This window comes from Corynebacterium sp. CCUG 70398 (assembly GCF_024454055.1).
Lineage (GTDB): Bacteria > Actinomycetota > Actinomycetes > Mycobacteriales > Mycobacteriaceae > Corynebacterium > Corynebacterium genitalium.
This window is the reverse complement of the sequence record NZ_JAGPYZ010000003.1, coordinates 71,781-93,437: the sequence shown is the minus strand read 5'-3', so window position 1 is coordinate 93,437 and position 21,657 is coordinate 71,781. Positions and strand designations below refer to the sequence as shown.

Below are 21,657 nucleotides of genomic sequence, written 5' to 3'. Positions count from 1 at the left end.
TCGAGTTAATGGTCCGGGGGTTTTGGTTTACCGAGGTAAATAATAACCCACGTTACTTGTACCCTCAATCTTTACCAGAGGGTAAGTATTAACGCGCAATGATTGATTAAATCCCGAAGATGGTGACGATCAACGCAGAAAGGATCATTAGGCCTATGAACAGCACAATTACGCTGACATCCAAGGCCACCCCACCGAGCGGAAGTGGCGGAATATAACGGCGCAGGAAGCGGATCGGCGGGTCTGTGGTGACAAAAAAGACCTCCGCAGCGACCATGAACCACGACGGAGGATCGAAGTGTTTAGCGAAAGACTGGATCATCTCGATGATGAGCCGGACGATCACCATGAGGGTGTACAAACCCACAAGTGCATAGAGAATGGCGCCGATCATAGTCACGGCACTAAACCCTAACGCAGGTGTGCTGCGCGCTCCAGCTCGCCTACGGTGGTGCGGGCGTTCTCCGGAACGATAGCGAAAACCAGGTTCTCATCACCAGTGCGGGAGAGCTTGTGCATCTTGCCGCGGGCAGCGAAGCACAGGCCTGCGGCAAAGTCGATCAGCCGCATCGCGGTCGGCTTGTCCACGGCGGAGAGGTCCATCACCACTGCGTCGCCGTCACGGAACGGCTCGCCGATCTCCTTGGCGTCGTTGTAGTTGCGCGGGCGGACGCTGATGATGGCTGCGGTGTAGTCGCGCTGTTCGTAGTCGCGCTCTACGTAGCCGCGGGCGCTGTAGGACGTGGAGCCAGCTTCCTCGTAAGCCGGGTCATCGTAGTACGGGTCGACGGCCGGATCGTACTGGCCGAGGCCGAAGAATTCCTTCAGGCTGTTCGAGAAAGACATGGCTTAAGTCTCCTGTTCGCGGGCGGTTTTGAGGATTGTTGATGCGTTGTCCGTCAGCCTACGGGCCGCTGTCCCAGCAGCCGTGTTCCGACACGCACGATGTCGGATCCACAGGTAATTGCCTGCTCAAAATCATGTGACATCCCGGCAGATAGCAACATTGGGCGACCCAAGCGCCCAGCGTAGTCATCCGCGATGCTTCTCGACGCCTCAAAAACCCGCGCAGGGTCTGCATCGATGGGAGGCACGACCATGAAGCCGTCGACAAGCACATGCTCTAATTGCTCGGCTTCCGCGACGAGTTCCGCGAGGCCGGATTCGCGCACCCCTCCCCTGTTTTCATCTTCGTCGAAGGAGAGCTGAATGAGGCAGGGCAGCTGATCGCTCGTCCTGTCGCCGCGCTCGAGCGCAAGCGCCACACCGCTATCCAGCGCGCGGGCGAGTTTGACGGAGTCGAGTGAGTGGACTTCGCTGGCCCACCGCGCGACCGAGTTCGCCTTCTTCGTCTGGATTTGACCGATCATGGCGAACCGCATGTTGGGCAGCTCCGCCGCCTTCTGCTTCGCTTCCTGTTCCCGGTTCTCACCGACGGTGGCGATGCCGAGTTCCGCAAGCAGCGCCACATCAGATGCGGGGTGGAACTTCGTCACCGGGAGAATGGCTACGCTGCCGTCTTCGCGCCCGGCCGAGCGTTCAGCGGCGCGGACATCCTTACGGAGTCCTTCCAGATTGGCGGCTAGTTCGTCTTTGCGTGTCATCATGCTCCCGTCAGCCAGATGATGCCGGCTTGGCGGCCGGTTTGCCCTTCGCGGCGGTAGGAAAAGAAGTCGGGGTCGGTGATGGTGTCGCGCGGATCAGCGTCAATGTGTGTCACGCCGAGGCCAAGCAACTGGCGCACCAGGCCTGCGCGCACGTCAATGCCCGGTGTGCCCTGCTTTGTGCGGGTGCGCGAGCCAGGCAAGTGCTTTTCGACGTCATCAGCCATATCCTGCGGAACCTCGTAGGATTCCCCTGCCGCAGCCGGTCCGAGAAGAGCCTGGATATTCGCCGGGGTCGCGCCCAGTTCGACCATTGTCTCCACGGTGTTGCGGACGATCCCGTTGCGCGCACCCATGCGGCCCGCGTGCGCGGCGGCGATCACGCCAGAGGCATGGTCGGCGAGCAAGACAGGCACGCAGTCGGCGACTTTCACGCACAGCGCCAGTTTCGGGGTCGTGGTGACAGTCGCGTCAGTCGCTTCAACCGGGGAAGCCGTGGCGCCGTCCACCACGGTGACGGTATTGGTGTGGAGCTGCTCCATCCACACCTGACGCTCGATGCCGAGCTTCTCACCCAGGGTGCGGCGGGTGTCCTCCAAAGACAAATCCCCGGCCGCGCGGCCCGTGAAGACCATGCGGACGGGGCGGGAAGTGGTGTCAATCATGACACCCCAGAGTACTCCTGTTTTTCGCTCGACTTAGCGGAGGAAGTCCGGCACGTCGAGGTCGTCGTCCAGACGCTCCTCCCGGCGGCGCGGGCGGTACTCTTCGCGGCTGCGGCTGGTACGGGAGTCGGTGAACAGCCCGCCGCGGTCATCGTCGTAGCGGTGGCGCGGAGCGGGGGCCTCGTACTGGGGCTCTGCCGGCTGCGCGGGCTGGGCCGGCTGAACGGGCTGGGCGGGCTCGCTGTCGTAGTCGCGGGTCTCTTCACGCGGTTCGAACAGGGAGCTCGAGGACGGCGCCGGGGTCGGGGTCTCCTGCGCCGGTTCGGCCTCGACGACTACCTGCTCCGGGGCACCGGTGCGGTCCGGGCGGGCGTTGGCCTTCTCGTCGAAGCCGGTCGCGATGATGGTCACGCGCACCTCGTCGCCCAGGTTGTCGTCGATGATCGTGCCGAAGATGATGTTAGCGTCGTCGTCAGCCTTCTCCTCGACGATCGATGCGGCGTTGTTGACCTCCATCAGTCCCAGGTCGGAGCCACCGGCGACGGAGATGAGTACGCCCTTCGCGCCCTCCATGGTCGTTTCCAGCAGCGGGGAGTTGATCGCCTGCTCGGTGGCGGCCATGACACGGTTCTCTCCCCGGGCGGAGCCGACACCCATCAGGGCGGAGCCGGCATCAGCCATGACGGAGCGAACGTCGGCGAAGTCGACGTTGATCATGCCCGGAATGGTGATCAGGTTGGTGATCCCTTGGACACCGTTGTAGAGCACCTCGTCAGCGGCGCGGAACGCTTCCATCATGGACAGCTCAGCGTCACCAAGCTGCAGCAGACGGTCGTTCGGGATGACGATCACGGTGTCGCAGACTTCCTTGAGCGCCTCGATGCCCTCCAGGGCCTGGCGGGTGCGGCGCTTGCCCTCGAAGGAGAATGGGCGGGTGACAACACCGATGGTCAGCGCGCCCATCTTCTTGGCGATGCCGGCGACGACCGGAGCGGCACCAGTACCGGTACCGCCACCCTCACCTGCGGTGACGAACACCATGTCAGAGCCCTTCAGGGACTCTTCGATCTCCTGCTTGTGGTCCTCTGCGGAGGTGCGGCCGACCTCGGGGTTGGCGCCGGCACCCAGGCCTCGGGTGGCCTCGCGGCCGATGTCGAGCTTGGTGTCAGCGTCGGTGAACAGAAGTGCCTGGGAGTCGGTGTTGATGGCAACGAACTCAACACCCTTGAGGCCCTCTTCGATCATGCGGTTAACTGCGTTGACACCGCCGCCGCCGACTCCGACGACGCGGATCATGGCGAGGTAGTTGCTGGGAGAGGTCATTGGTGTGGTCTCGCCTTTCAGGGGTAACGGGGAATCGGGTTTCACAAGACGCTTTCCATCATGACCAACCTACCGCGAAAATCGGCGAATTTTTCCGGCGTGTCGGTACCCTCAACCTCTACTTTAGGGTTTGTGACCTGGAGTTATGCTATTTAGAGGTGATTTGCTGCGGGTTGCTCACGTTGAATTCGCCACCCTCGCGCTGCAGAACTGTGTCCAGAGCTAAAGACTTGTTCTCGTTGTCCTCAGACGCGCCCCACACCACAGTTTTGTCTTTGAGATGCAGCACGAAGTCGTACTTCGACCGCGCCTCAATCGAGTCCACGGCACCTTTAGCCTTCTCACTCAAGCTAGCGACAATATCGACGGCATCCTTCCGGACGTTCTCGTCGTTCATACCGCCTGTGAGCTCTACAGCGTTGTCGGGCGGAGTGTCGACGGCGAATTCGCGGCCTTCAGCGTCGATAAGCGTGGCACCCTGCGAGCCCTTCATGAACGCGACTGCGACGTTTTCCTCGACCTTGATCTTGAGCGTGCTGGGCCAACTACGTGAGGCCGTCGCCGACTTCACCCACGGCAAGGAAGCGACCCCGGACGCTGCCTCCCGTGTATTCACCTGCGCGAGCGGGATTCCTGGCTCCACCCCGGTCGCGGAGGCGATGTCTTCGTCTGAGACGTGCTGGTTGCCATCGGCCACCACGTTCTTCACAGTCATCACAGGGGTGAAGTAGATGATCGCCCACGCTACGGCGACGAGGACAAGGAGGGCCGCAATGGCGCCGGCGATTCTCTTCACAGGCATTGCTCTCATGCTCCCGCGAGTGCGTCCAGAATCGGGTCGGCGAGCATCGTCACCGACCCCGCGCCCATCGTCAATACCAGGTCACCAGGGCGCACAAGCTTTGCGACGGCTGCCGGCGCCGCAGAGAAGTTCGGCTCGTACACGACATCTGTGATGGACATGTGGTCCGTAATGATGCGCGAGTCGAGCCCCTCCACCGGAGTTTCGCGGGCGCCGAAAATGTCGAGGACAACAGCGGCGTCGGCAAGCGACAACGCGTCCGCGAACTCGCCGGCGAATTCCTGCGTGCGTGAGTACAGGTGCGGCTGGAAACACACAACAACGCGCGCCCCGGTCCCCTTCGCAGCTTTGAGAACTGCATCGACCTCCGTCGGGTGGTGGGCATAGTCGTCGTAGACACGCGTGCCGTCCGACAACTCACCGCGCAGCTCGAACCGGCGGCGCACACCGGTGAAACCGCTCAACCCCTCGGCGAGCGCGAACGGATCCGCACCGGCCGTCACGCCAGCTACCAGAGCTGCGACAGAGTTGAGCACCATGTGCTTTCCGGGGATGGACAGGTGGTACGTCATCTCCGTGCCGTTGAGGTTGACCTTGACCACGCTAAGGTCGTTCTCCGTGCGCCAGTCCACGACATGTGCCGCGTTCGGGATGGAAGGGTGAGTCATGGTGCCGTAACCGACGACAGTCACACCCCGCTCCAAGGCGCGCACGCCGCATTCGGCGGCGGATTCATCATCAAGGCACACAATCAAGGTGCCGGTGTCGGTGATTCGGTCAGCGAAATCGTCGAAGACCTTGTAGTAGGTCTCGGCATCGCCGAAGTAGTCGAGGTGGTCCGGCTCAATGTTCGTGATCACGGCGATGTCGGGCCGGTAGCGCAACAGCGACCCGTCGGACTCGTCCGCTTCCGCCACGAAGACAGCGCCGCTGCCGTGGTGGGCATTGGTGCCCGCGCGGTTGAGCTGGCCGCCGATGGCGAAGGAGGGGTCCTCCCCTGCGGCTTGGAGCGCCACGACAGCCATCGACGTCGTCGAAGTCTTACCGTGGGTGCCGGCGAAGAGCATTTGGGTGTAGCCCTCCATCAGCTCACCCAGCAGGTCGGAGCGGCGGATGACAGGAATACCGTGTTCGGCGGCACCGACAAGTTCCGGGTTGTCCTTCGGGATGGCCGCGAAACTGGTCACCACGACCGTGGGCAGTTCACCGGCCAGCTCGAGGTTCTCGGCCGCGTGGCCGATGGCAATGTGTGCGCCTTGGGCTTGCAGTGCCCGCACTGGGCGGGAATCCTTCACGTCGGACCCCGTGACCACGCTGCCACGGTCGAGCAGAATGCGGGCTACGCCAGACATTCCGGATCCACCGATACCGATCAAGTGGACGCGGGAGAGATCAATGCTCATGACTTCCTTCCTGCAGCTGCGACAATCCGACGGGCAATTTCTTCGGCGGCATTACCGGCGCCGGACCCCTGAAGAATGGCGCGCATCTGTTCTTTCACCCCGGCATCGCCGAGAATCTCCACGACGGCGCCGACAAGGGCGTCGGCGGTCAGATCAGCGTCGTCGATACGCTTTGCTGCACCTGCCTCGACGAGGTGGGCAGAGTTCAATCCCTGCTCACCATTTCCGTGTGGCAGCGGGATATATATCGCCGGTACTCCGGCTGCGGCGTTCTCAGCGACGGTCATTGCACCAGAGCGGCAAATCACCACGTCTGCGACTGCATAGGCCGCTTCCATGTCGTCGATGTACGGGACGGCCGTGTAGTGCTCGTGCGAATCAGGCGCGTCGTTCTTCCTGCCATACGCATGAAGGACTTGGTAGCCGGACGCTGTCATCCTGCCCACCGCGCCAGCGAGAGCCTGGTTGATGCTCTGGGCACCTTGGGAGCCTCCAGTGACCAGGATGGTGTCGCGGGCCGGGTCCAGGTTCCACATCTTGTATCCGCGCTCAGCTTTCACGCCGTCCGGATCTTGGCCGACACCAGGACGCACGGGAATGCCCAGGACATCACCAGGCATGCCTGAGTTCGGCACGGCGTTAATGCCCGTGCCGCCGAGACGAGTGCCCAGCTTGTTCGCCATGCCTGCCAGAGCGTTGGTCTCCAGGACGAAGAACGGAATGCCCAGGCTTTTCGCCGCCAGGTAAGCGGAAGCGGCAACGTAGCCACCTGTGCCCAAAACGGCGTCAGCCTGAGTCTCCTTCAGGACTGCACGGGTCTGGTTGACCGATTTCATCAGCTTGCCCGGCACGCCGAGCAGCTTGAGCGGCTGCTTGCGCGGAATCGGAACAGGGTCCACCAAGTGGAGGGGAAAATCACGGGCAGGGACGATAGACGTCTCCAGGCCCTTCTCCGTACCAAGCGCGGAGACTACAGCGCCGTGATTGTCGCGCAGCACCTCCGCGACAGCAAGAGCCGGCTCGATGTGGCCGGCAGTTCCACCACCGGCCACAACGATATTCACCGGGGCATCATTATCGTTCATATTGTGCAGTGCACCGCCTTGTTAACTAGCGCGACGAACTTCTTCTCGGCCATCGTAACGCGCGGCCGGGCGGCGCTGCGGGGCTGGTCGGCGCTGCGGTGCCGGACGTGCGGTAACCGGGGTTCCGTAGTCGCGTTCGCGGCGGTCCTGGCGGCGGATGTTGCGCTGGTTCGTGGTTCCGGCGGCGTTTCCGACAACGCGCGGTTCGCGGAGGAAGAAGACCCGGTCGAACATCGGGCGGCCGTAGTTCTGCATCGCCGATACTGCGTCCGGTTCATGGCGGGCGACCGAGGCGACCAAGCCCATCGCGCCCAGGGTGATCACGGCGGAGGTGCCGCCGGCGGAGATCATCGGCAGCTGAATACCAGTCACCGGCAACAGGCCGACAACGTAGCCGATGTTGATGAAGGCCTGGGAGACGATCCCGGTGGTAATCGCCGCTGCCAGAAGAGCTTGGTACTGGTTCTGGGCACGGCGGGCCGTGCGCAGACCGAAGAAAAGCAACATTGTGAACAGGGTGATCACCAGTGCCCCGCCCCACAGGCCGAGTTCTTCACCAATGACAGCGAAGATGAAGTCGTTTTTCGCTTCCGGCAGGTAGAACCACTTCGCGCGGGACTGGCCCAGGCCCACACCGAAGAGAGAGCCGTCGGCAAGCGACAGGAAGCCTTGGTAGGACTGGAACGCCGTGCCGCGCGTGTCCTCGAAGTGGCCGAAGAGCGCGTCGAAGTAGACATGGAAACGCTGCGAACGGTAACCGCCGGCTGCCATAACCGCGACGAGCAGTACCGCGCCGAAACCGGCTGCGACGCTGATGATCTTCCACGGCACACCTGCAAAGACAAGGATGAAAGCGACAACGATCGCCAACGACACCATCATGCCTAGGTCGCCCTGGGCGCCAATGAGGAACATGCACAGCGCAGCGACGCAAATGAACGGAACGTACCCGTTGGTGAGTTCGAACATCCTCCGCGGATTCTTGTTCGCCAGAATCGAGGCGCCCCAGACACAGATAGCTACGCGGGCGATTTCCGACGGCTGAAGTTGGAATCCGCCAATGTAGATCCACGATTGTGAACCCACTTCCTCACGGCCGGTTCCGATACCGGGAACAAGCACAGCGCCCAGCAGGAGAACCGACCCCACCATGAGCAGCGAGGCGAAGCCGCGCACGCGCTCAGGGGAAATCTGCAGCGCGACCCAGAACGCGAGCAAACCAAGCGCCACGACGATGCCCTGCTTGAGAGGCTGCGCCCACACAGAGGAGTCATCGAGAACGGACCACGTCATCGACGAGCTGGTCACCATGATCACGCCCAGCCCCGCAAGAACCAGCACGATGGTGCGCGTCATGGTGTAGTCCAGCAACGGCCGGGCATCCATCCATTCGTTCAGGCGCGCCAAGCGACGAGCCATGCCGGAGGAGTACTGGCTCGGCTTCTTTTGCTGCGGTGGCCGCTTGTTCGCGGCAGGCCTCGTCGTCGTCACAATTTTCACATTGCCTTACGGCTAGCCGTTTTCGGCGAGGGCGCGCGCAGCGTCCGCGAAAAGATTTCCGCGTTGAACCATGCCGGAGTACATATCCAGGCTCGCCGCGGCGGGAGCGAGGATGACGCTGTCACCTTCTTTTGCCTGCTCAGAGGCAAAACGGACGACATCGTTCATGGCGGTAACAGGGTCGCTCGAGTCCGTCACGAACACATTCACATCAGGCGCATGTTTATCGACGGCCCCAGCAATCACATCCCGATCCACCCCCAACAGAGCGACCGCTCTGAATTGATGGGCGTGGTCGCGCACGAGCTGATCGACGTCCGCGCCCTTGAGTTGACCGCCGGCGATCCATACGATCTTGCCTGCCGTGCCGTTGAGCGCGGAATCAGCCGCATGAGGGTTTGTCGCCTTAGAGTTGTCGATCCAGGCGACACCGCCTGCCCGGTAAACCACTGCTCCCCTGTGGCCGGAGACCTGATATGAGTGCAGTGCCCGGTCAATCTGCTCCGGGCTTGCCCCACGGGTGACAGCGACGGCCGTGGCGGCAAGTGCGTCGAGGATGCCGGCTTCGCCGGCGGGCTCGATGCCGTCGATAAGCGAAATGCGCGTGGGCGTATCCCCGATGCGGGACACGATGTTTCCGTCAATGACACCGACCTGGTTGTCGTCCGGCGCGTTCAGCGTGAAGCCGATGATGTCACTGCGGTTGGTCTGAGCGGCATAACGGGCAACCTGCTCATCGTCGATACCGGCGACCGCGGTGGAGGCGCTGAAGACTTTCGCTTTTGCCTCAGCGTACGCGTCGAAGCTGCCGTGCCAATCGATGTGGTCGTCAGCCAGGTTGAGTAGCACTCCGGCGTCTGGGGTGAGTTCGTGGGACCAGTGGAGCTGGAAGCTCGATAGCTCGGCGACAAGCACGTCGATGCGTGGTGTCTGCATGAGTGCGTCGGCGACGGCGATGCCGATGTTGCCGCACGCGGCCGCGCGTTTACCTGAATAGGAAGACGCCTCTTCCATGATCGCGGCGAGCATGCCTGTCGTGGTGGTCTTGCCATTCGTTCCAGTGACCACGAGCCAATCACGTGACGGGCCGAAGAAACGGTGCTGATCGAGTAAGTAGCACAGCTCCACATCACCAATGACGGTGCAATTGACATCGCTGGCGGCGACGAGGAGCGGCGAATCCGGGCGCCATCCCGGGGATGTCACCACAAGGGGAAACTCGGTCGCGCGCTGCGCAGCTTCCGCCGTGTCCATGGTGGCGCAGCCTGTTTTTTCCTGCACAGCGGCACGCTTAGTCGCATCATCGTCGGCGACAGCGAAGTCCACTCCCGCAGCGCGGAGCAGCTTCGCAGTGCCGAGCCCCGAGACACCAGCCCCAGCCACGAGTACTCCGCCAGAGAGCATGGGGGTGAAAGGGTCGCCGGCCTGCATGTTTACGCTCATGCCAAGGTCACTCCGGTTGCCGTGAGCCACTCGGCGTAAAAGACCGCCAGACCGATGACCACGGCGATACCGCAGATCAGCCAGAAGCGGATGACCACCGTTGTCTCAGCCCAGCCACCATTTTCAAAGTGGTGGTGGAACGGGGCCATGCGGAACACACGCTTACCGGTGGTCTTGAAGGCAGCAACCTGGATGACCACGGAAGTGGCTTCCATGACGAAGAGAGCGCCGATGATCACCATGAGCACCTCGGTGTGGCTACTGATGGACACGCCAGCCACGAGTCCACCGAGTGCGAGCGAACCGGTGTCACCCATGAAAATCTTCGCCGGGGCGGCGTTCCACCACAGGAAACCGGCGCACGCGCCCATTCCTGCGGCACACAAGATGGCAAGGTCGAGCGGATCGCGGACGTCGTAGCACCCCGGTCCTGGAGTCACGGAGCACGAGTTCCGGAACTGCCAGAACGTGATCACCATGTAGCCGAACATGACCAGCGCTGTAGAACCCGCCGCCAAACCGTCGAGACCATCAGTGAGGTTGACAGCGTTAGACCATGCCGCGATGAGGAAGTAGATGAACACGAGGAAAAGGATCGTGCCCACGACCGCTCCACCGATCGCAATGTCGAAGGTCTCAATGTCGCGGATGAAGCTCAGGTGCGTCGAGCCCGGAGTCAGTCCACTGTCATTTTCAAACTGGAGCAGCAAGTACCCGAAGATCAGGGCAATGGCGAGCTGGCCGGCAAGCTTGGCCTTCTTGTTCAGCCCAAGGTTGCGGTTGAAAAAGAGCTTCATGCCGTCATCGGCGAAACCGAGGAGGCCCAGGCCCATAGTCAGGCCAAGGACGAGCAAACCCGAGGCCGTGAAACCGCCCTTGCCGGTGACAGAACCCCAGATGCCCACAATTACATAGGCCGCGACAATGCCCAGCAAAATGGCGATGCCACCCATCGTGGGTGTGCCGCGTTTGCGGATGTGCGACTTCGGACCGTCCTCACGGATTTCCTGGCCCTGGCCGTGGTTGGTGAAGTAGCGGATGAGCAGCGGGGTGGTGAAGATGGCTACGAGGAAGCTAATGACCCCCGACATGATGATCTGCGTCACTATTGCTTTCCTCCGTCTAACAGTCGTTCCGCTACCCTCCACAGACCGGCAGCGTTGGAGGCTTTCACCAACACAACGTCGCGGTCGGGACGGTCGCGCCAGTTCTCCTCGCCGAGCGGTACCGTGCGCAGGATCTCACTGACCCGTTCCGTTGCGTCCTCGATGTCGAGGGCGCTGACACTTTCAATTCCCCGCTCCGCAGCGCGGCTGAGCAGGGCGGCCGTTTCAGCGCTCTCGCCGACGACAACGAGGTGCGTCACACGATAGCGGGCGAGCTCATTGCCCAACGCGGTGTGTGCTTCCACCGAGTCCTCGCCGAGCTCACCCATCTCCCCCAGCACCGCGATGGAGCGGACGCCGGGGCGGCCCGCAGCAGTGTACCCCAGGGCGGCGATGCCAGCGCGCATGGAGTCCGGGTTAGCGTTGTACGCATCGTTGATCACGGTCACGCCGTCGGCGCGGGTATTCACGTCCATGCGGTTAACGGACAAACTATGTGCGTTAGACAAAGCGCGGGCAACGGTGGCGGCATCCATGCCGGCTTCCATCCCCACCGCTGCTGTGGCCAGGGCATTGGAGACTTGGTGGGCCCCGAACACTTTCAATCTCACCTGCTGGGGTTCGCTGTTGGGCGAATGCATGGTGAAGGAGGCACGTGCGACGTCGTCAAGCGTGATGCCCTCGGCGACATACTCCGCGTTGGAGCGCGGGTCAGTGGAAAAGCACACGACGCGCGCTTTCGTGCGAGACGCCATGCCGGCAACTAGCTCGTCGTCGGCATTGAGGATCGCGATGCCGTCGGCTGGAAGCGCTTCGACGAGCTCGCCCTTCGCCTGCGCGATGTTTTCGCGGGAGCCGAATTCGCCGAGGTGGGCGCTACCGACATTGAGTACCACGCCGATCTGCGGCGGCGCGACGTGAGTGAGTTGCGCGATGTGCCCGATCCCGCGAGCGGACATCTCCGCGACAAGGAAGTCTGTGTCCTCCGTACAGCGCAAAACGGTGTAGGGCAAACCGATCTCATTGTTAAAAGAACCTGGCGGCGCAACGGTTTCACCGGCATCCGCAAGCACGCTGGCAATGAGGTCTTTGGTGGAGGTCTTTCCAGCAGAACCAGTGATGCCCGTGATGCGCAGCTGATGCTTATCGACGAGCGTCGTCGCCACATGCGCCGCCAACTTCGCCATCCCCGCGACAACTGCGCGGGCGGAACCATCCGGATCATTAGCGGCCAAGTCCGAATTATCACCCTCGATCTGTTCGACGGGCGGAAGAATGACAGCGGGCACCCCTACGTCGCGGGCAACCAGGGCTCCCACGGCACCGCGGTCGATCGCGGACTGCGCGAAGTCGTGGCCGTCCACGTTCGCACCGGGAAGTGCGACGAACAACCCGCCTTCGGTGATCTTCCGCGAATCGAACTCAACATAACCAGTGACGGTGGCCTCTGGATCTGCGCCCGGGCTCAACTGCCCACCTGTAACGCGGGCAATGTCGGCGAGTGTTATCTCGATCATTCCTTGACCTCCTTGCCCTCTCGACGCGCCAGGGCGAACGCGACTTCTTCACGATCATCGAAGTGGTGCGTGGTCTCCCCAATGATCTGCCCGACTTCGTGCCCTTTACCCACGACGATAATGGCATCTCCGGGTTCTGCCCATGCAACCAGGTCCGCGATTGCCTGTGCACGGGAGGCGACCTCGCGAATGTCCGTCGCGGCACCGTCGATGACGCTTTCAGCACCCTGCTTTACAGCCGCACGGATTGTTGCCGGGTCCTCGGTGCGGGGGTTGTCGTCGGTGATGATCACCAGGTCTGCCCGTGTTGCTGCCTCTGCACCCATGAGCGGGCGCTTCGAATGGTCGCGGTCACCACCGGCACCGACAACGACACCGATCCGACCGTCAACCTGCTCGCGCAAGCTGTCCAGCGCAGCTGCGACAGCAGCGGGCTTGTGGGCGTAGTCGACAACAGCAACGAACGGCTGCCCAACGCTCACGCGTTCCATGCGCCCCGGGACTCGGGCCGCGTCCAGCCCCTGCAGGAAGACCTTCGGATCGATGCCCACCGAATCGGCGAGAGCTGTCGCCAGCGCAGTGTTAGCGATGTTGAACGCCCCCGGCAGAGGGATGCGCGTGGAAATGTCCTGCCCGCCGATGCGCACAGTGATGTCCTGCGCACCGGACTCAGTCACACTATCCAGCCGCGCCGTGCAATCGGCGCTGGTGTTATGCACCCCCACGGTGACAGGTGAGTGGGCGCGCTGCGTCATCTTCTGGCCCCATTCGTCGTCAATGCACACGACGGCTTTCTCTGCCCGGTCGAAGAGGATGGCCTTGGCCTCGAAGTAGTCCTCCATCGTGGGGTGGAAGTCCAGGTGGTCCTGGGAGAGGTTGGTAAACCCGGCCGCCGCAAACTTCGTGCCATCGACGCGGCCCAGCACGAGCGCGTGAGAGGAAACCTCCATGACCACGTGCGTCACGCCGCGGGAGACCATGTCCGCGAACAGCTCTTGGAGTTTCGGAGCTTCAGGAGTGGTCAACGATGTGGGCACATCCTCACCTTTGATGCGGGTGCCCGTCGTGCCGATCAACCCGACGGCGCAACCGGCGGCGGTCAACCCGGATTCGAGCAAGTACGTCGTGGTCGTTTTTCCCGACGTTCCCGTCACTCCGATCACCGTCAGGTGCTCAGTCGGGTGTCCGTAGATTTCGGCAGCGACATCACCGAGGATGTCGCGCACACGCTCAACGACGAGTACTGGGCGCTCAAATCCCGTCTCACGCAGGATGTCCCACCCGGCATCATCGGTCAGCACCGCAGAGGCGTCCGACGCGTGCGCGAAGGTGGCGCCGTGCACTCGGGTGCCCGGAAGCGCAGCGAACATCGCACCGCTTTTCACGGCATTCGAATCAAGGCTGATTGCGCTGACGGATAGCGAACTCTCCGGCGCGTTCTCCACGCGCGCGCCTGCGATCTCCGCCAGATTCTCCAGCGAAACCTTAGCCATGGTTATGCACTCCCTTTTCTAACGCGCTTCCAGCACGAACGGCTCACCTGGGTCGGGGCTCTGACCGATGTTCTCGCGGTTGATTAACCAGTTCGCAATCTCGGTGAACACCGGTGCCGCCGACTGGCCGCCAGCGCCGCCTTCGAGCGGACCCCGCTCCGGGTCGTCCAGCATAACCGCGACGACGAAGCGAGGATCATCCGCCGGAGCAATACCGGCGAAAGTGATCCAGTAATCCGAGTTAGAGTATGCGCCCGTTTCGGGGTTGACCTGCTGGGCAGTACCGGTCTTGCCGGCGAGCTGGTAGCCGGGGATCTCGTTGCCGGCAGCAGTACCATTCTGGACACCATTCGGATCATCCTGGAACGGAGAGCGGAACATATTCACAACTGTCTGTGCGGTCTCTTCGCTGGCGACACGGGAGCGGCGGGGCTCGTCTTGCGGCAGCTCCTCCCCGGACTGCTGCACAACCTTTTTGACGATGCGCGGCTCGATGCGTTCACCGTCGTTCGCCAAGGCCTGGTACACGCTGGCGAGTTGGAGGGTGGTCAGGGACATGCCTTGACCGATGGGCAGGTTGGCAAAGGTGCCACCCGACCACTGCTCGCGGGACGGCACGAGACCAGGGGATTCGTTCGGGAGTTCAATGCCGGTGCCCTGCCCGATTCCGAAGCGCTGCAAGTAGTCGTCGAAACGCTCCTCGCCCACCTCCTGAGCGAGCATGAGCGTGCCAACGTTCGAGGACTTACCGAAGATTCCTGTCGTGGTGTACGGCGCATCACCGTGCTCCCACGCGTCTGCGACAGTGACGCCGGACATTTCGATTCGTCCCGGAACTGTGTGCACTTCATCCGGGGTGGTGATGCCCTCTTCAATGGCCGCGGTAGCCGTGATGATCTTGGCCACCGAGCCAGGTTCGAAGGGGTGGGAAATCGACGGGTTATCAAAGCTGCGGCCCTGCGACAGTTGCTTCTCCAAGTCGCCGTTCGGGTCGATCGTGGACGTGTTGGCCATGGCGAGCACCTCGCCGGTGGCAGCATCCAAGACCACAGCCTCGGCGTCCTTGGCCTTCGAGTTCGCCTTCGCTTGCTCCAACAGCTGCTGCACGTAGGCCTGCAGATCCAGATCAATAGTCAGCTCAACGCGCGATCCGTTCACTGCCGGCACAACGTCGCGCAACGTGCCGGGGATGACTTGGCCGTTGGCAGAGACATCTTCGGTGGAGCGGCCGTTGATGCCCGTCAGAATCGCGTCGCTAGAGGCTTCGAGCCCGAACTGGCCCTGCCCGTCCATGGAGACGCGGCCAATAATGTTCTCCCCGATTGCGCCGTTGGGGTATTCGCGGATGTCTTGGTGGTCAGCTGCAACACCGTGGAACTTCTGTGCAACCTCAGCAGCGACATCTGGGTCGACATTGCGGACGAGAACCTCGTAATCTGTGTCCGCGTGGAGCTTTTCCAGGATGTCTTTGGAGCTCACGCGCGGAGTCTCGAGTTTCTTCTCGTATTTACCTTTTGCGTCCTTGTTGTCCTTACTGTCCTTGTTGTCTTTGTCTTTTTCGGCGTTGTCGTCCGCGTTCTCACGCTCGATGGCTTTCGGATCCTCCCCGACCATGACGGGAATCTCATTAGCCATCTGGCGCAGATAATCCTCTACGCGAGCATCCTGCTGAGCTTCGGCTTCCGCACGGGAGGCACCCTCTTCATACATCTCGTTGCGCACGAGCTCGCCAAGTTCTTTGCGCAGGATCACGGGCGAAACAGTCAGGGAGCGCGCCTGCATCGTGTAGGCAAGATAATTGCCTTCCCGGTCCACGATCTCACCGCGACGAGCGGGATCGGTGAAGGTCCGGGTGCGCTGGTCCGCAGCGACGGTTTGCAGTTCCGGCCCCCACTTGAGCTGCACCCATGCCAAACGCCCAATGAGCACGAGGGCAAGGACCAGGAAAATAGCCGTGAGAATCCGCATCCGGCTGGTGGTAATGACCTTTTGTGCTGGCGCTGCCGGCGGGCGCCGCCGCGGGTGCGGCATTCTCCGCCGTTGCGGGTCCAATCTGCTCACGGCGCTTGTGTCACCTACCTCGCTCACGCCCAATAACTTCAGGGTCTCATCTTGCCCCGCGACGGGGGCTAGGTGATGACCGCCACGCCTTTACGTTTTTACCGAGCGCCAGGAATGCTCGGCAGCGCTGCCGGGGCCCCGCCCGCTGCGGGTGGAGCAGCTGGCGCGGGCGGTCCAGTCGGTGCGCCGTTAGACGTTTGCGGTAAAGCAGACAGATTGTCGGCAACATCGCTCGTCGCGTCACGGTCGCTCGTTGCGCGGTCGACGCGAATAGTCTCTCCGTTGACGTCCACGACCTGGCCGGTTTTCTCCGGATCGGCCTCGCGCGTCTCGTGGGCTTCGCCCTTCTCATTCACGGCAATAATTCCTGGTTGTTCGGGAACAACGAGACCGGCCGCGTCCGCCTTCGCGGCGATGTCTGCGGCTGCGCGCGCATCCTCCAGGTTGCGGTTGAGGGTCTCAATTTCGTTGCTCAGCGTGCGTTCCTCATTCTGGAGTTGCTGAATGGTGAACGTCTGCTGAGTGGACAGAGCGGAGAGCATCATGGCACCGAAGATGCCCAAAATGAGCAGCGGCAGCGACAGAATGGACAGCTTGGAGAACGTTCGCTTTGCCGCCGTGGTGTTGACCACGCGGCGTCCACGGACAGACACAACCTGCTTCGAACCCAAGCGTCGTGGGCCGCGAGGCAAGTGCGGCTTCAGCCCAGTCGTCTTCGGGCGGGCCGGAGCGGTCTTTGTCGTACGCTCCAACAGCGCCGTCGATCCGGCGGTGAGGTCTCGGCTTGCTCCCATTGTTGTTCCCTTCACTGTTGTTCCAGCTTTTCGACGGCTCGTACACGCACTGGCGCCGCACGCCTGTTGACTTCCACTTCCGCCTCCGACGCCTTCTCTGCACCGTGAGTGACCATGCGGAATTCGGCGGCCATGCCCGGCAGTTCGGTCGGTAAACCGGCGGGCGTTTTGGACGTTGTCCACTCCGTGAACGCGCGCTTGACCAGCTTGTCTTCATGCGATTGGTAACTCATGAACACCGCCCGGCCACCGGGGCCGAGGGCTTCGGCGACCATCGGCAACACGTTGGTGAGTGCGTCCAGTTCGCGGTTGACTTCCACGCGAAGCGCCTGGAATGTCCGCTTCGCCGGATGGCCGCCGGTGCGGCGGGTGGCGGCCGGAATCACCCGGTAGAGCAACTCCACCAGGCGTGCGGACGTGTCGAAGGGAGCTTTCTCCCGTTCGTCGAGGACAGCGCTGGCGATCTTACCGGCGAAACGCTCGTCGCCGTACGCCTTGAGCACATGCGCGAGGTCACCGTGGCTGTAGGTGTTCAGCACATCGGCCGCAGTAATACCTGCCGACGGGTCCATGCGCATGTCCAGCGGGGCGTCCACGCGGTAAGCGAAGCCGCGCTCTTCCTGGTCGAGCTGCATTGATGAGACACCGAGGTCGAAAAATGCCCCGGCTAAGCCATGCGCGCGTACGGTCTCAAAGACCGGCCCGGTACCGTCGCGCAGCGATTCCGCGAGGCAATCAAAGCGGCCCCGCACCGGCGCGAAACGGTCACCGAATCGCGCGAGACGCTCGCCCGCTTGGGCAAGCGCAGCACCGTCACGGTCAATGCCGATGACTGATGCCTCCGGAAAGGTGTCCAGGAAGTACTCCGTGTGTCCACCGGCACCGAGCGTGCCGTCGACGATGACAGCGTGGGGCCCGAAGCGCTCTACCGCAGGGCGAAGGAGTTCTCCCATGCGGTCGCGCATGACGGGGATGTGGCCGTGGCCGTTGTCGGTTGCTGTTTCCTGTGCCATCGAGTCCACCCCCTTGGAGCGCCCTGGGTTTGAAGTACCTGCAGTTGTTGCCGCGGGGAACGTATAGAGCCCTGCCCGGGGCGGTCATTCTGATATCGGGGAAGTACACCAGAACGACTCGCGCCCCGAGCAGAGTTCGTACACGCTCTCCACTCGCCTGCCCTGTTAGAGCAGACCCGAGAGAATGTCGTCCTCATCAGCCGCCGAGAAGGCAGCCTCGGTATTTTCTTGGTATTTCTCCCAGGACTCCGCGTCCCAGATCTCCAAGAAATCCACTGACCCGATGACCACGCATTCCTTTGAGAGATTCGCGTAATCGCGGTGCGCCGGCGACAGAGTGATGCGACCCGAACCATCGAGCGCCTGCTCGTCCGCACTTGCTGCCAAGTTACGGATGAAAGCACGCGCCTTCGGATTCGTACGGGAGACCGCTGCCGCCTTACGAGCGCGGGCCGCGAACTCCTCGCGGGGATAGACCGCCAGAGAGTGGTCTTGCCCCTTGGTCACCATCAGACCGTCAGCGAGTCCCTCACGGAATTTCGCTGGCAGTGTCAGGCGTCCCTTGTCGTCCAGCTTGGGGGTATAGGTGCCCAGAAACATCCGGCGCCCTACCTTCCTTCACTCAACGACTCCGGTTGTGAACTTTTATGCAGCTCCACACGACACATCGCGTTTCGCTGGCCCCACTTTAACCCACTTCGTCCCACAAACGCTAGTTTCCGCGGCGTGTTTTCTTAATAAAGTTACTTCACTGCAGGTCACAGCGCTTGAATACGGTGGCAGAATCTCCCGCACCCAGCCCCAAAAACGATCAAAATGCGCGAAACATGAATGACTTTAATCTAGATACATCCCTTTAATCACAATGGCACCACGTTGAATATCGGCAATATCCCAGTTCGCTAGAGTCAATGAGCTCGTGTGGGGCAAAGTGGGTGGGCGAGGTGGGGCAAAGTGGCAGACATCGCGCATACAAGAAAACCCTCCAAGAACATCAATTCCTGGAGGGTTGAGTACCGCCGTTGATAGCGGCGCGAGGGGTCAGCGGTTAAGCGTCATCTATCTTCGAAACGGCGGCGGAAGTTTTCTTCCATGCGCGAGCTCATGCCATTGCGCTGCGCCTGACTACCTTGGCGCGTTTCTTGCGCCGGCGAAGCGGACCCGTTCGGCGTCTGCAACGCCCACATGCCACCGGCGAACATCACGACGAAGCCAACGATGCTGATGATGACAAACCAGATGCTCTGCGTAGCCAAAGCAACACCACCGATGAGCAGCAGCAGACCCAAAACGATGATGGCGAAAGAGCGAATCGTCAGCTTGCCGGCCGGCTGCTCAGCCCCGTACCCCGCCGAGGAAGCCACCGTCGACCCAAATTTAGGGTCGTCAGCGAGAAGCGACTCCTCAATCTCGCGGAGTAACTTCTGTTCTTGCTCTGAAAGAGCCACTTTTCCTCCCAGCCATGTTTGGTCGGTGTCCACTATGTGAGTACAACGCTCAACTACACGGCATTGTTCCCTGGACGCTCACATCATCATAGCGCCTGCACACGCCTGGACATGCTACGCCGCCGCCATACCCGGCCCCTCCCCCGCTACCTCCGCATAGAACGCGGCGGCCCGGTCAACCAGCTCCGCGACTAGTGCACCATCAGGCTTCAGCTCGATGCCCGAGGCGACCCGCCCACGCAATCGCGAGTAGCCCTCGAACGCTTCCGCCCAATAGCCGCCGCGGACACCGGTCAGCTTGAGCTTTGCCCACGCACTGGTTGGCAACCTCTTCCTTTTAGCAATCACCGCCGAATCCGCCACGACTGCGCCTGCCGTTCGCAATGCTGCGCGGTAGGCGCTCTCCAGCGCAAGATCGGACCGGCCGGCGCCAAGGTGCGCATACGACTCATCCAGCAGAGCTCGAGCGGTGCCGAGAAAATTCTCACTCCGGGAGGCAGCTGGAACCGTTCCGTACACCGTGCCAGTGGTTGCAGAGATAACGCTGTTCATGAGGGGCCTCCTTTGGCTGGCCGTCTCGCCTGTCGGCAGTTCGTTTTGTTGAGTAACAACCTAGGACCCCCACCCGACAAACCGGGCTACCCAATCGAACGCACATTCGAACCCCTAAAATGGCCCCGCACTAACCCCGACGTGATTCGATTAAGACGTGACCTTCACTATCCGCAGGTTGTCCGGTTTTGACTTTGCCCGCATGGCTCCGGACCTGGTTGATCTCTATATCACTGCCATGAAGTACCCGCGCACCCTCCGCGAACAGCGAATCGGGGTATGGCGCCGTGAGACCTCACATCCGGGTTTCACTGCCGTGGCGGCATTCACAGAGACCGGAGCGCTCGCCGGTGTCGCCTACGGTTTCAACGGCACGCCCGACAGATGGTGGGACCAGCAACTTCGTCTGGGTTTACAGCAACAGAGCATCCCCGACCACATACGGCGCGAGTTGACATCGCATTACTTCGAGCTAGCGGAGATCCACGTTGCGCCTGACCTACAGGGACAGGGCGTTGGACACGCCCTGATTCACGAGCTGCTAGTAGATATAGGTCGCAAGTACGTCCTGCTGTCAACGCCTGAAGTCCCGGCGGAAGCAAATGCCGCTTTCGGTCTCTACCGCTCACTCGGATTCAAAGATGTCCTACGCAACTTCCTCTACGCGGGAGATTCCCGTCCCTTTGCGGTGCTCGGACGCACGCTACCGCTGGGCTCCCAGTCTGTAGAGTGGCCGCTATGGTGACCCATCCCGATAAGGCCGATGTCCCGACTACTGCACAGATCCCCGCGGCTGTGGAACGGGAACTGGAAAAGTTCTTCACCGAGCACGGCCATTCAGTGGACATCATCGGTCCGCCGGTATCGGAGGCGGTAGAGCACCTGCGCACCTTCGTTCTCGGGGGTGGTAAGCGCATTCGCCCCACATTCGGATGGGTCGGGTTTGTCGGTGCGAACGGGCTGGAGAATACGGAGGAGGATCCGGCAGCTGTGCTCTGCGCGGTGAGTTCCTTGGAATTCATTCAGGCATGCGCACTCATCCATGATGACATTATCGATGCATCTGCGACCCGGCGCGGAAACCCGACTGTGCACGTCGCCGCCGCGCACAGTCACCGCGAACACAACTGGCTCGGAGATTCCGACAAGTTCGGGGAAAGCCTCGCCATTTTGGTCGGTGATTTGGCGCTCGTGTGGGCAGACGACATGTGGCACCACTCCGGCCTGAGCCACGCGGCTCTTCTCCGCGCTTCCGACCCCTGGCGAGGTATGCGCACGGAGGTCATCGGCGGCCAGATTCTGGATGTTTCGCTCGAAGCCGCCGGCTGCGAAAGCGAAGAGCTTGCAAATGCAGTCAATCGTTTCAAAACTGCCGCATACACCATCGAGCGCCCCCTCCACTTGGGCGCAGCAATCGCGGGTGCGGACGATGACACGATTGCGGCGCTGCGGGGTTACGGCCACGACATCGGGATCGCTTTCCAGCTTCGCGACGACATTCTCGGTGTCTTCGGCGACCCGGAGGTCACTGGAAAACCCGCTGGAGACGACCTGCGGGAAGGCAAGCGCACTGTGCTGTATTCCCGTGCGCTCCAGGCAGCCGATGAGCGTGACCCGGCGGCAGCGCAGCGCCTCCGGGACGGCATTGGTACGGCCCTGACCCCCGACGAGATCGCCGAACTCTCGGGGATCATTCGTGAGACGGGGGCGGTAGAAGACGTCGAAAAGCGTATCGACGAGTTGACCGAATCCGGCCTTGCACATGTCCGTGGTGCCGCGTTGTCGCCCGAGGCGGTGGAGACACTCGAGACCCTGGCGGTCAATGCCACCGCGCGGCGCATGTAAGCT

21 protein-coding genes are annotated in these 21,657 nt (G+C 62.0%); 2 read left to right on the top strand and 19 right to left on the bottom strand.

The genetic code is table 11. The annotated features are described in order from the left end of the window. Positions 1–106: 106 nt before the first annotated feature. The 19 genes from KBX07_RS05030 to KBX07_RS04940 form a co-directional block, all read right to left on the bottom strand. The gene (locus tag KBX07_RS05030) at positions 107–394 is read right to left on the bottom strand and encodes a YggT family protein (RefSeq protein WP_005289578.1); all 288 of its coding nucleotides are present in this window, start codon (positions 392–394) and stop codon (positions 107–109) included. Between the two features lie 17 nt (positions 395–411). Continuing rightward, a complete protein-coding gene (locus tag KBX07_RS05025) occupies positions 412–846 on the bottom strand; it encodes a cell division protein SepF (protein ID WP_255994800.1) in 435 nt (144 codons plus the stop codon). A 53-nt stretch (positions 847–899) separates the two neighbouring features. Then, complete coding sequence (locus KBX07_RS05020; protein WP_256023385.1) at positions 900–1,604, bottom strand: YggS family pyridoxal phosphate-dependent enzyme; 705 nt, start codon at positions 1,602–1,604, stop codon at positions 900–902. Further along, positions 1,604–2,269 (bottom strand): peptidoglycan editing factor PgeF, encoded by a 666-nt coding sequence (pgeF, locus tag KBX07_RS05015; RefSeq protein WP_256023273.1) that lies wholly within the window; start codon positions 2,267–2,269, stop codon positions 1,604–1,606. The genes KBX07_RS05020 and pgeF overlap by 1 nt, the downstream gene beginning before the upstream one ends. A gap of 33 nt (positions 2,270–2,302) precedes the next feature. Continuing rightward, on the bottom strand, positions 2,303–3,592 hold the full coding sequence (ftsZ, locus tag KBX07_RS05010; protein WP_005289571.1) for a cell division protein FtsZ: 1,290 nt from the start codon (positions 3,590–3,592) through the stop codon (positions 2,303–2,305). Positions 3,593–3,740: 148 nt separating this feature from the next. Further along, positions 3,741–4,394 carry a cell division protein FtsQ/DivIB gene (locus KBX07_RS05005; protein ID WP_232210288.1) on the bottom strand — a complete coding sequence of 218 codons (654 nt, stop codon included), beginning with the start codon at positions 4,392–4,394 and terminating at the stop codon, positions 3,741–3,743. 5 nt (positions 4,395–4,399) lie between these two features. Further along, positions 4,400–5,797, bottom strand: coding sequence for a UDP-N-acetylmuramate--L-alanine ligase (gene murC, locus KBX07_RS05000; protein WP_255997899.1), 1,398 nt, complete (start codon positions 5,795–5,797; stop codon positions 4,400–4,402). Then, complete coding sequence (locus KBX07_RS04995; protein WP_255997898.1) at positions 5,794–6,882, bottom strand: glycosyltransferase; 1,089 nt, start codon at positions 6,880–6,882, stop codon at positions 5,794–5,796. The genes murC and KBX07_RS04995 overlap by 4 nt, the downstream gene beginning before the upstream one ends. A 21-nt stretch (positions 6,883–6,903) precedes the next feature. Then, complete coding sequence (locus KBX07_RS04990; protein ID WP_370687275.1) at positions 6,904–8,373, bottom strand: FtsW/RodA/SpoVE family cell cycle protein; 1,470 nt, start codon at positions 8,371–8,373, stop codon at positions 6,904–6,906. 21 nt (positions 8,374–8,394) lie between these two features. Then, a complete protein-coding gene (gene murD / locus KBX07_RS04985; RefSeq protein ID WP_256023272.1) occupies positions 8,395–9,825 on the bottom strand; it encodes a UDP-N-acetylmuramoyl-L-alanine--D-glutamate ligase in 1,431 nt (476 codons plus the stop codon). Beyond that, positions 9,822–10,931 carry a phospho-N-acetylmuramoyl-pentapeptide-transferase gene (gene mraY, locus KBX07_RS04980; protein WP_005289559.1) on the bottom strand — a complete coding sequence of 370 codons (1,110 nt, stop codon included), beginning with the start codon at positions 10,929–10,931 and terminating at the stop codon, positions 9,822–9,824. Before mraY ends, murD begins: the two co-directional genes overlap by 4 nt. Next, positions 10,931–12,448, bottom strand: a complete 1,518-nt coding sequence (murF, locus tag KBX07_RS04975) for a UDP-N-acetylmuramoyl-tripeptide--D-alanyl-D-alanine ligase (RefSeq protein ID WP_005289557.1) — start codon at positions 12,446–12,448, stop codon at positions 10,931–10,933. Before murF ends, mraY begins: the two co-directional genes overlap by 1 nt. Beyond that, positions 12,445–13,941: a UDP-N-acetylmuramoyl-L-alanyl-D-glutamate--2,6-diaminopimelate ligase gene (locus KBX07_RS04970; protein ID WP_256023270.1), complete on the bottom strand. Its 1,497-nt coding sequence runs from the start codon at positions 13,939–13,941 to the stop codon at positions 12,445–12,447. Before KBX07_RS04970 ends, murF begins: the two co-directional genes overlap by 4 nt. 18 nt (positions 13,942–13,959) lie before the next feature. Then, positions 13,960–15,909: a peptidoglycan D,D-transpeptidase FtsI family protein gene (locus KBX07_RS04965; protein WP_370687004.1), complete on the bottom strand. Its 1,950-nt coding sequence runs from the start codon at positions 15,907–15,909 to the stop codon at positions 13,960–13,962. A 191-nt stretch (positions 15,910–16,100) separates the two neighbouring features. Continuing rightward, positions 16,101–16,796 (bottom strand): hypothetical protein, encoded by a 696-nt coding sequence (locus KBX07_RS04960; protein WP_050748800.1) that lies wholly within the window; start codon positions 16,794–16,796, stop codon positions 16,101–16,103. Between the two features lie 11 nt (positions 16,797–16,807). Further along, on the bottom strand, positions 16,808–17,809 hold the full coding sequence (rsmH, locus tag KBX07_RS04955) for a 16S rRNA (cytosine(1402)-N(4))-methyltransferase RsmH (protein WP_256018322.1): 1,002 nt from the start codon (positions 17,807–17,809) through the stop codon (positions 16,808–16,810). Between the two features lie 165 nt (positions 17,810–17,974). Continuing rightward, positions 17,975–18,409 (bottom strand): division/cell wall cluster transcriptional repressor MraZ, encoded by a 435-nt coding sequence (gene mraZ, locus KBX07_RS04950; RefSeq protein ID WP_005289548.1) that lies wholly within the window; start codon positions 18,407–18,409, stop codon positions 17,975–17,977. A 455-nt stretch (positions 18,410–18,864) separates the two neighbouring features. Beyond that, a complete protein-coding gene (locus tag KBX07_RS04945; RefSeq protein ID WP_255994793.1) occupies positions 18,865–19,290 on the bottom strand; it encodes a DUF3040 domain-containing protein in 426 nt (141 codons plus the stop codon). 81 nt (positions 19,291–19,371) lie between these two features. Further along, complete coding sequence (locus KBX07_RS04940) at positions 19,372–19,809, bottom strand: SAV_6107 family HEPN domain-containing protein (protein ID WP_256023268.1); 438 nt, start codon at positions 19,807–19,809, stop codon at positions 19,372–19,374. A 157-nt stretch (positions 19,810–19,966) separates the two neighbouring features. On the opposite strand from KBX07_RS04940, the gene KBX07_RS04935 reads away from it, so the two are divergent. Continuing rightward, positions 19,967–20,554 (top strand): N-acetyltransferase, encoded by a 588-nt coding sequence (locus KBX07_RS04935; protein WP_005289542.1) that lies wholly within the window; start codon positions 19,967–19,969, stop codon positions 20,552–20,554. Beyond that, positions 20,548–21,654 (top strand): polyprenyl synthetase family protein, encoded by a 1,107-nt coding sequence (locus KBX07_RS04930; protein ID WP_256023267.1) that lies wholly within the window; start codon positions 20,548–20,550, stop codon positions 21,652–21,654. The genes KBX07_RS04935 and KBX07_RS04930 overlap by 7 nt, the downstream gene beginning before the upstream one ends. The last annotated feature ends 3 nt before the right edge of the window (positions 21,655–21,657 follow it).

What these genes read in the sequence shown, in the direction of transcription:
- KBX07_RS05030 (WP_005289578.1), bottom strand. Translation starts at nt 394, where the DNA reads ATGATCGGCGCCATTCTCTATGCACTTGTGGGTTTGTACACCCTCATG.
- KBX07_RS05025 (WP_255994800.1), bottom strand. Translation starts at nt 846, where the DNA reads ATGTCTTTCTCGAACAGCCTGAAGGAATTCTTCGGCCTCGGCCAGTAC.
- KBX07_RS05020 (WP_256023385.1), bottom strand. Translation starts at nt 1,604, where the DNA reads ATGACACGCAAAGACGAACTAGCCGCCAATCTGGAAGGACTCCGTAAG.
- pgeF (WP_256023273.1), bottom strand. Translation starts at nt 2,269, where the DNA reads ATGATTGACACCACTTCCCGCCCCGTCCGCATGGTCTTCACGGGCCGC.
- ftsZ (WP_005289571.1), bottom strand. Translation starts at nt 3,592, where the DNA reads ATGACCTCTCCCAGCAACTACCTCGCCATGATCCGCGTCGTCGGAGTC.
- KBX07_RS05005 (WP_232210288.1), bottom strand. Translation starts at nt 4,394, where the DNA reads ATGCCTGTGAAGAGAATCGCCGGCGCCATTGCGGCCCTCCTTGTCCTC.
- murC (WP_255997899.1), bottom strand. Translation starts at nt 5,797, where the DNA reads ATGAGCATTGATCTCTCCCGCGTCCACTTGATCGGTATCGGTGGATCC.
- KBX07_RS04995 (WP_255997898.1), bottom strand. Translation starts at nt 6,882, where the DNA reads ATGAACGATAATGATGCCCCGGTGAATATCGTTGTGGCCGGTGGTGGA.
- murD (WP_256023272.1), bottom strand. Translation starts at nt 9,825, where the DNA reads ATGAGCGTAAACATGCAGGCCGGCGACCCTTTCACCCCCATGCTCTCT.
- murF (WP_005289557.1), bottom strand. Translation starts at nt 12,448, where the DNA reads ATGATCGAGATAACACTCGCCGACATTGCCCGCGTTACAGGTGGGCAG.
- KBX07_RS04970 (WP_256023270.1), bottom strand. Translation starts at nt 13,941, where the DNA reads ATGGCTAAGGTTTCGCTGGAGAATCTGGCGGAGATCGCAGGCGCGCGC.
- KBX07_RS04965 (WP_370687004.1), bottom strand. Translation starts at nt 15,909, where the DNA reads ATGCGGATTCTCACGGCTATTTTCCTGGTCCTTGCCCTCGTGCTCATT.
- KBX07_RS04960 (WP_050748800.1), bottom strand. Translation starts at nt 16,796, where the DNA reads ATGGGAGCAAGCCGAGACCTCACCGCCGGATCGACGGCGCTGTTGGAG.
- rsmH (WP_256018322.1), bottom strand. Translation starts at nt 17,809, where the DNA reads ATGGCACAGGAAACAGCAACCGACAACGGCCACGGCCACATCCCCGTC.
- mraZ (WP_005289548.1), bottom strand. Translation starts at nt 18,409, where the DNA reads ATGTTTCTGGGCACCTATACCCCCAAGCTGGACGACAAGGGACGCCTG.
- KBX07_RS04940 (WP_256023268.1), bottom strand. Translation starts at nt 19,809, where the DNA reads ATGAACAGCGTTATCTCTGCAACCACTGGCACGGTGTACGGAACGGTT.
- KBX07_RS04930 (WP_256023267.1), top strand. Translation starts at nt 20,548, where the DNA reads ATGGTGACCCATCCCGATAAGGCCGATGTCCCGACTACTGCACAGATC.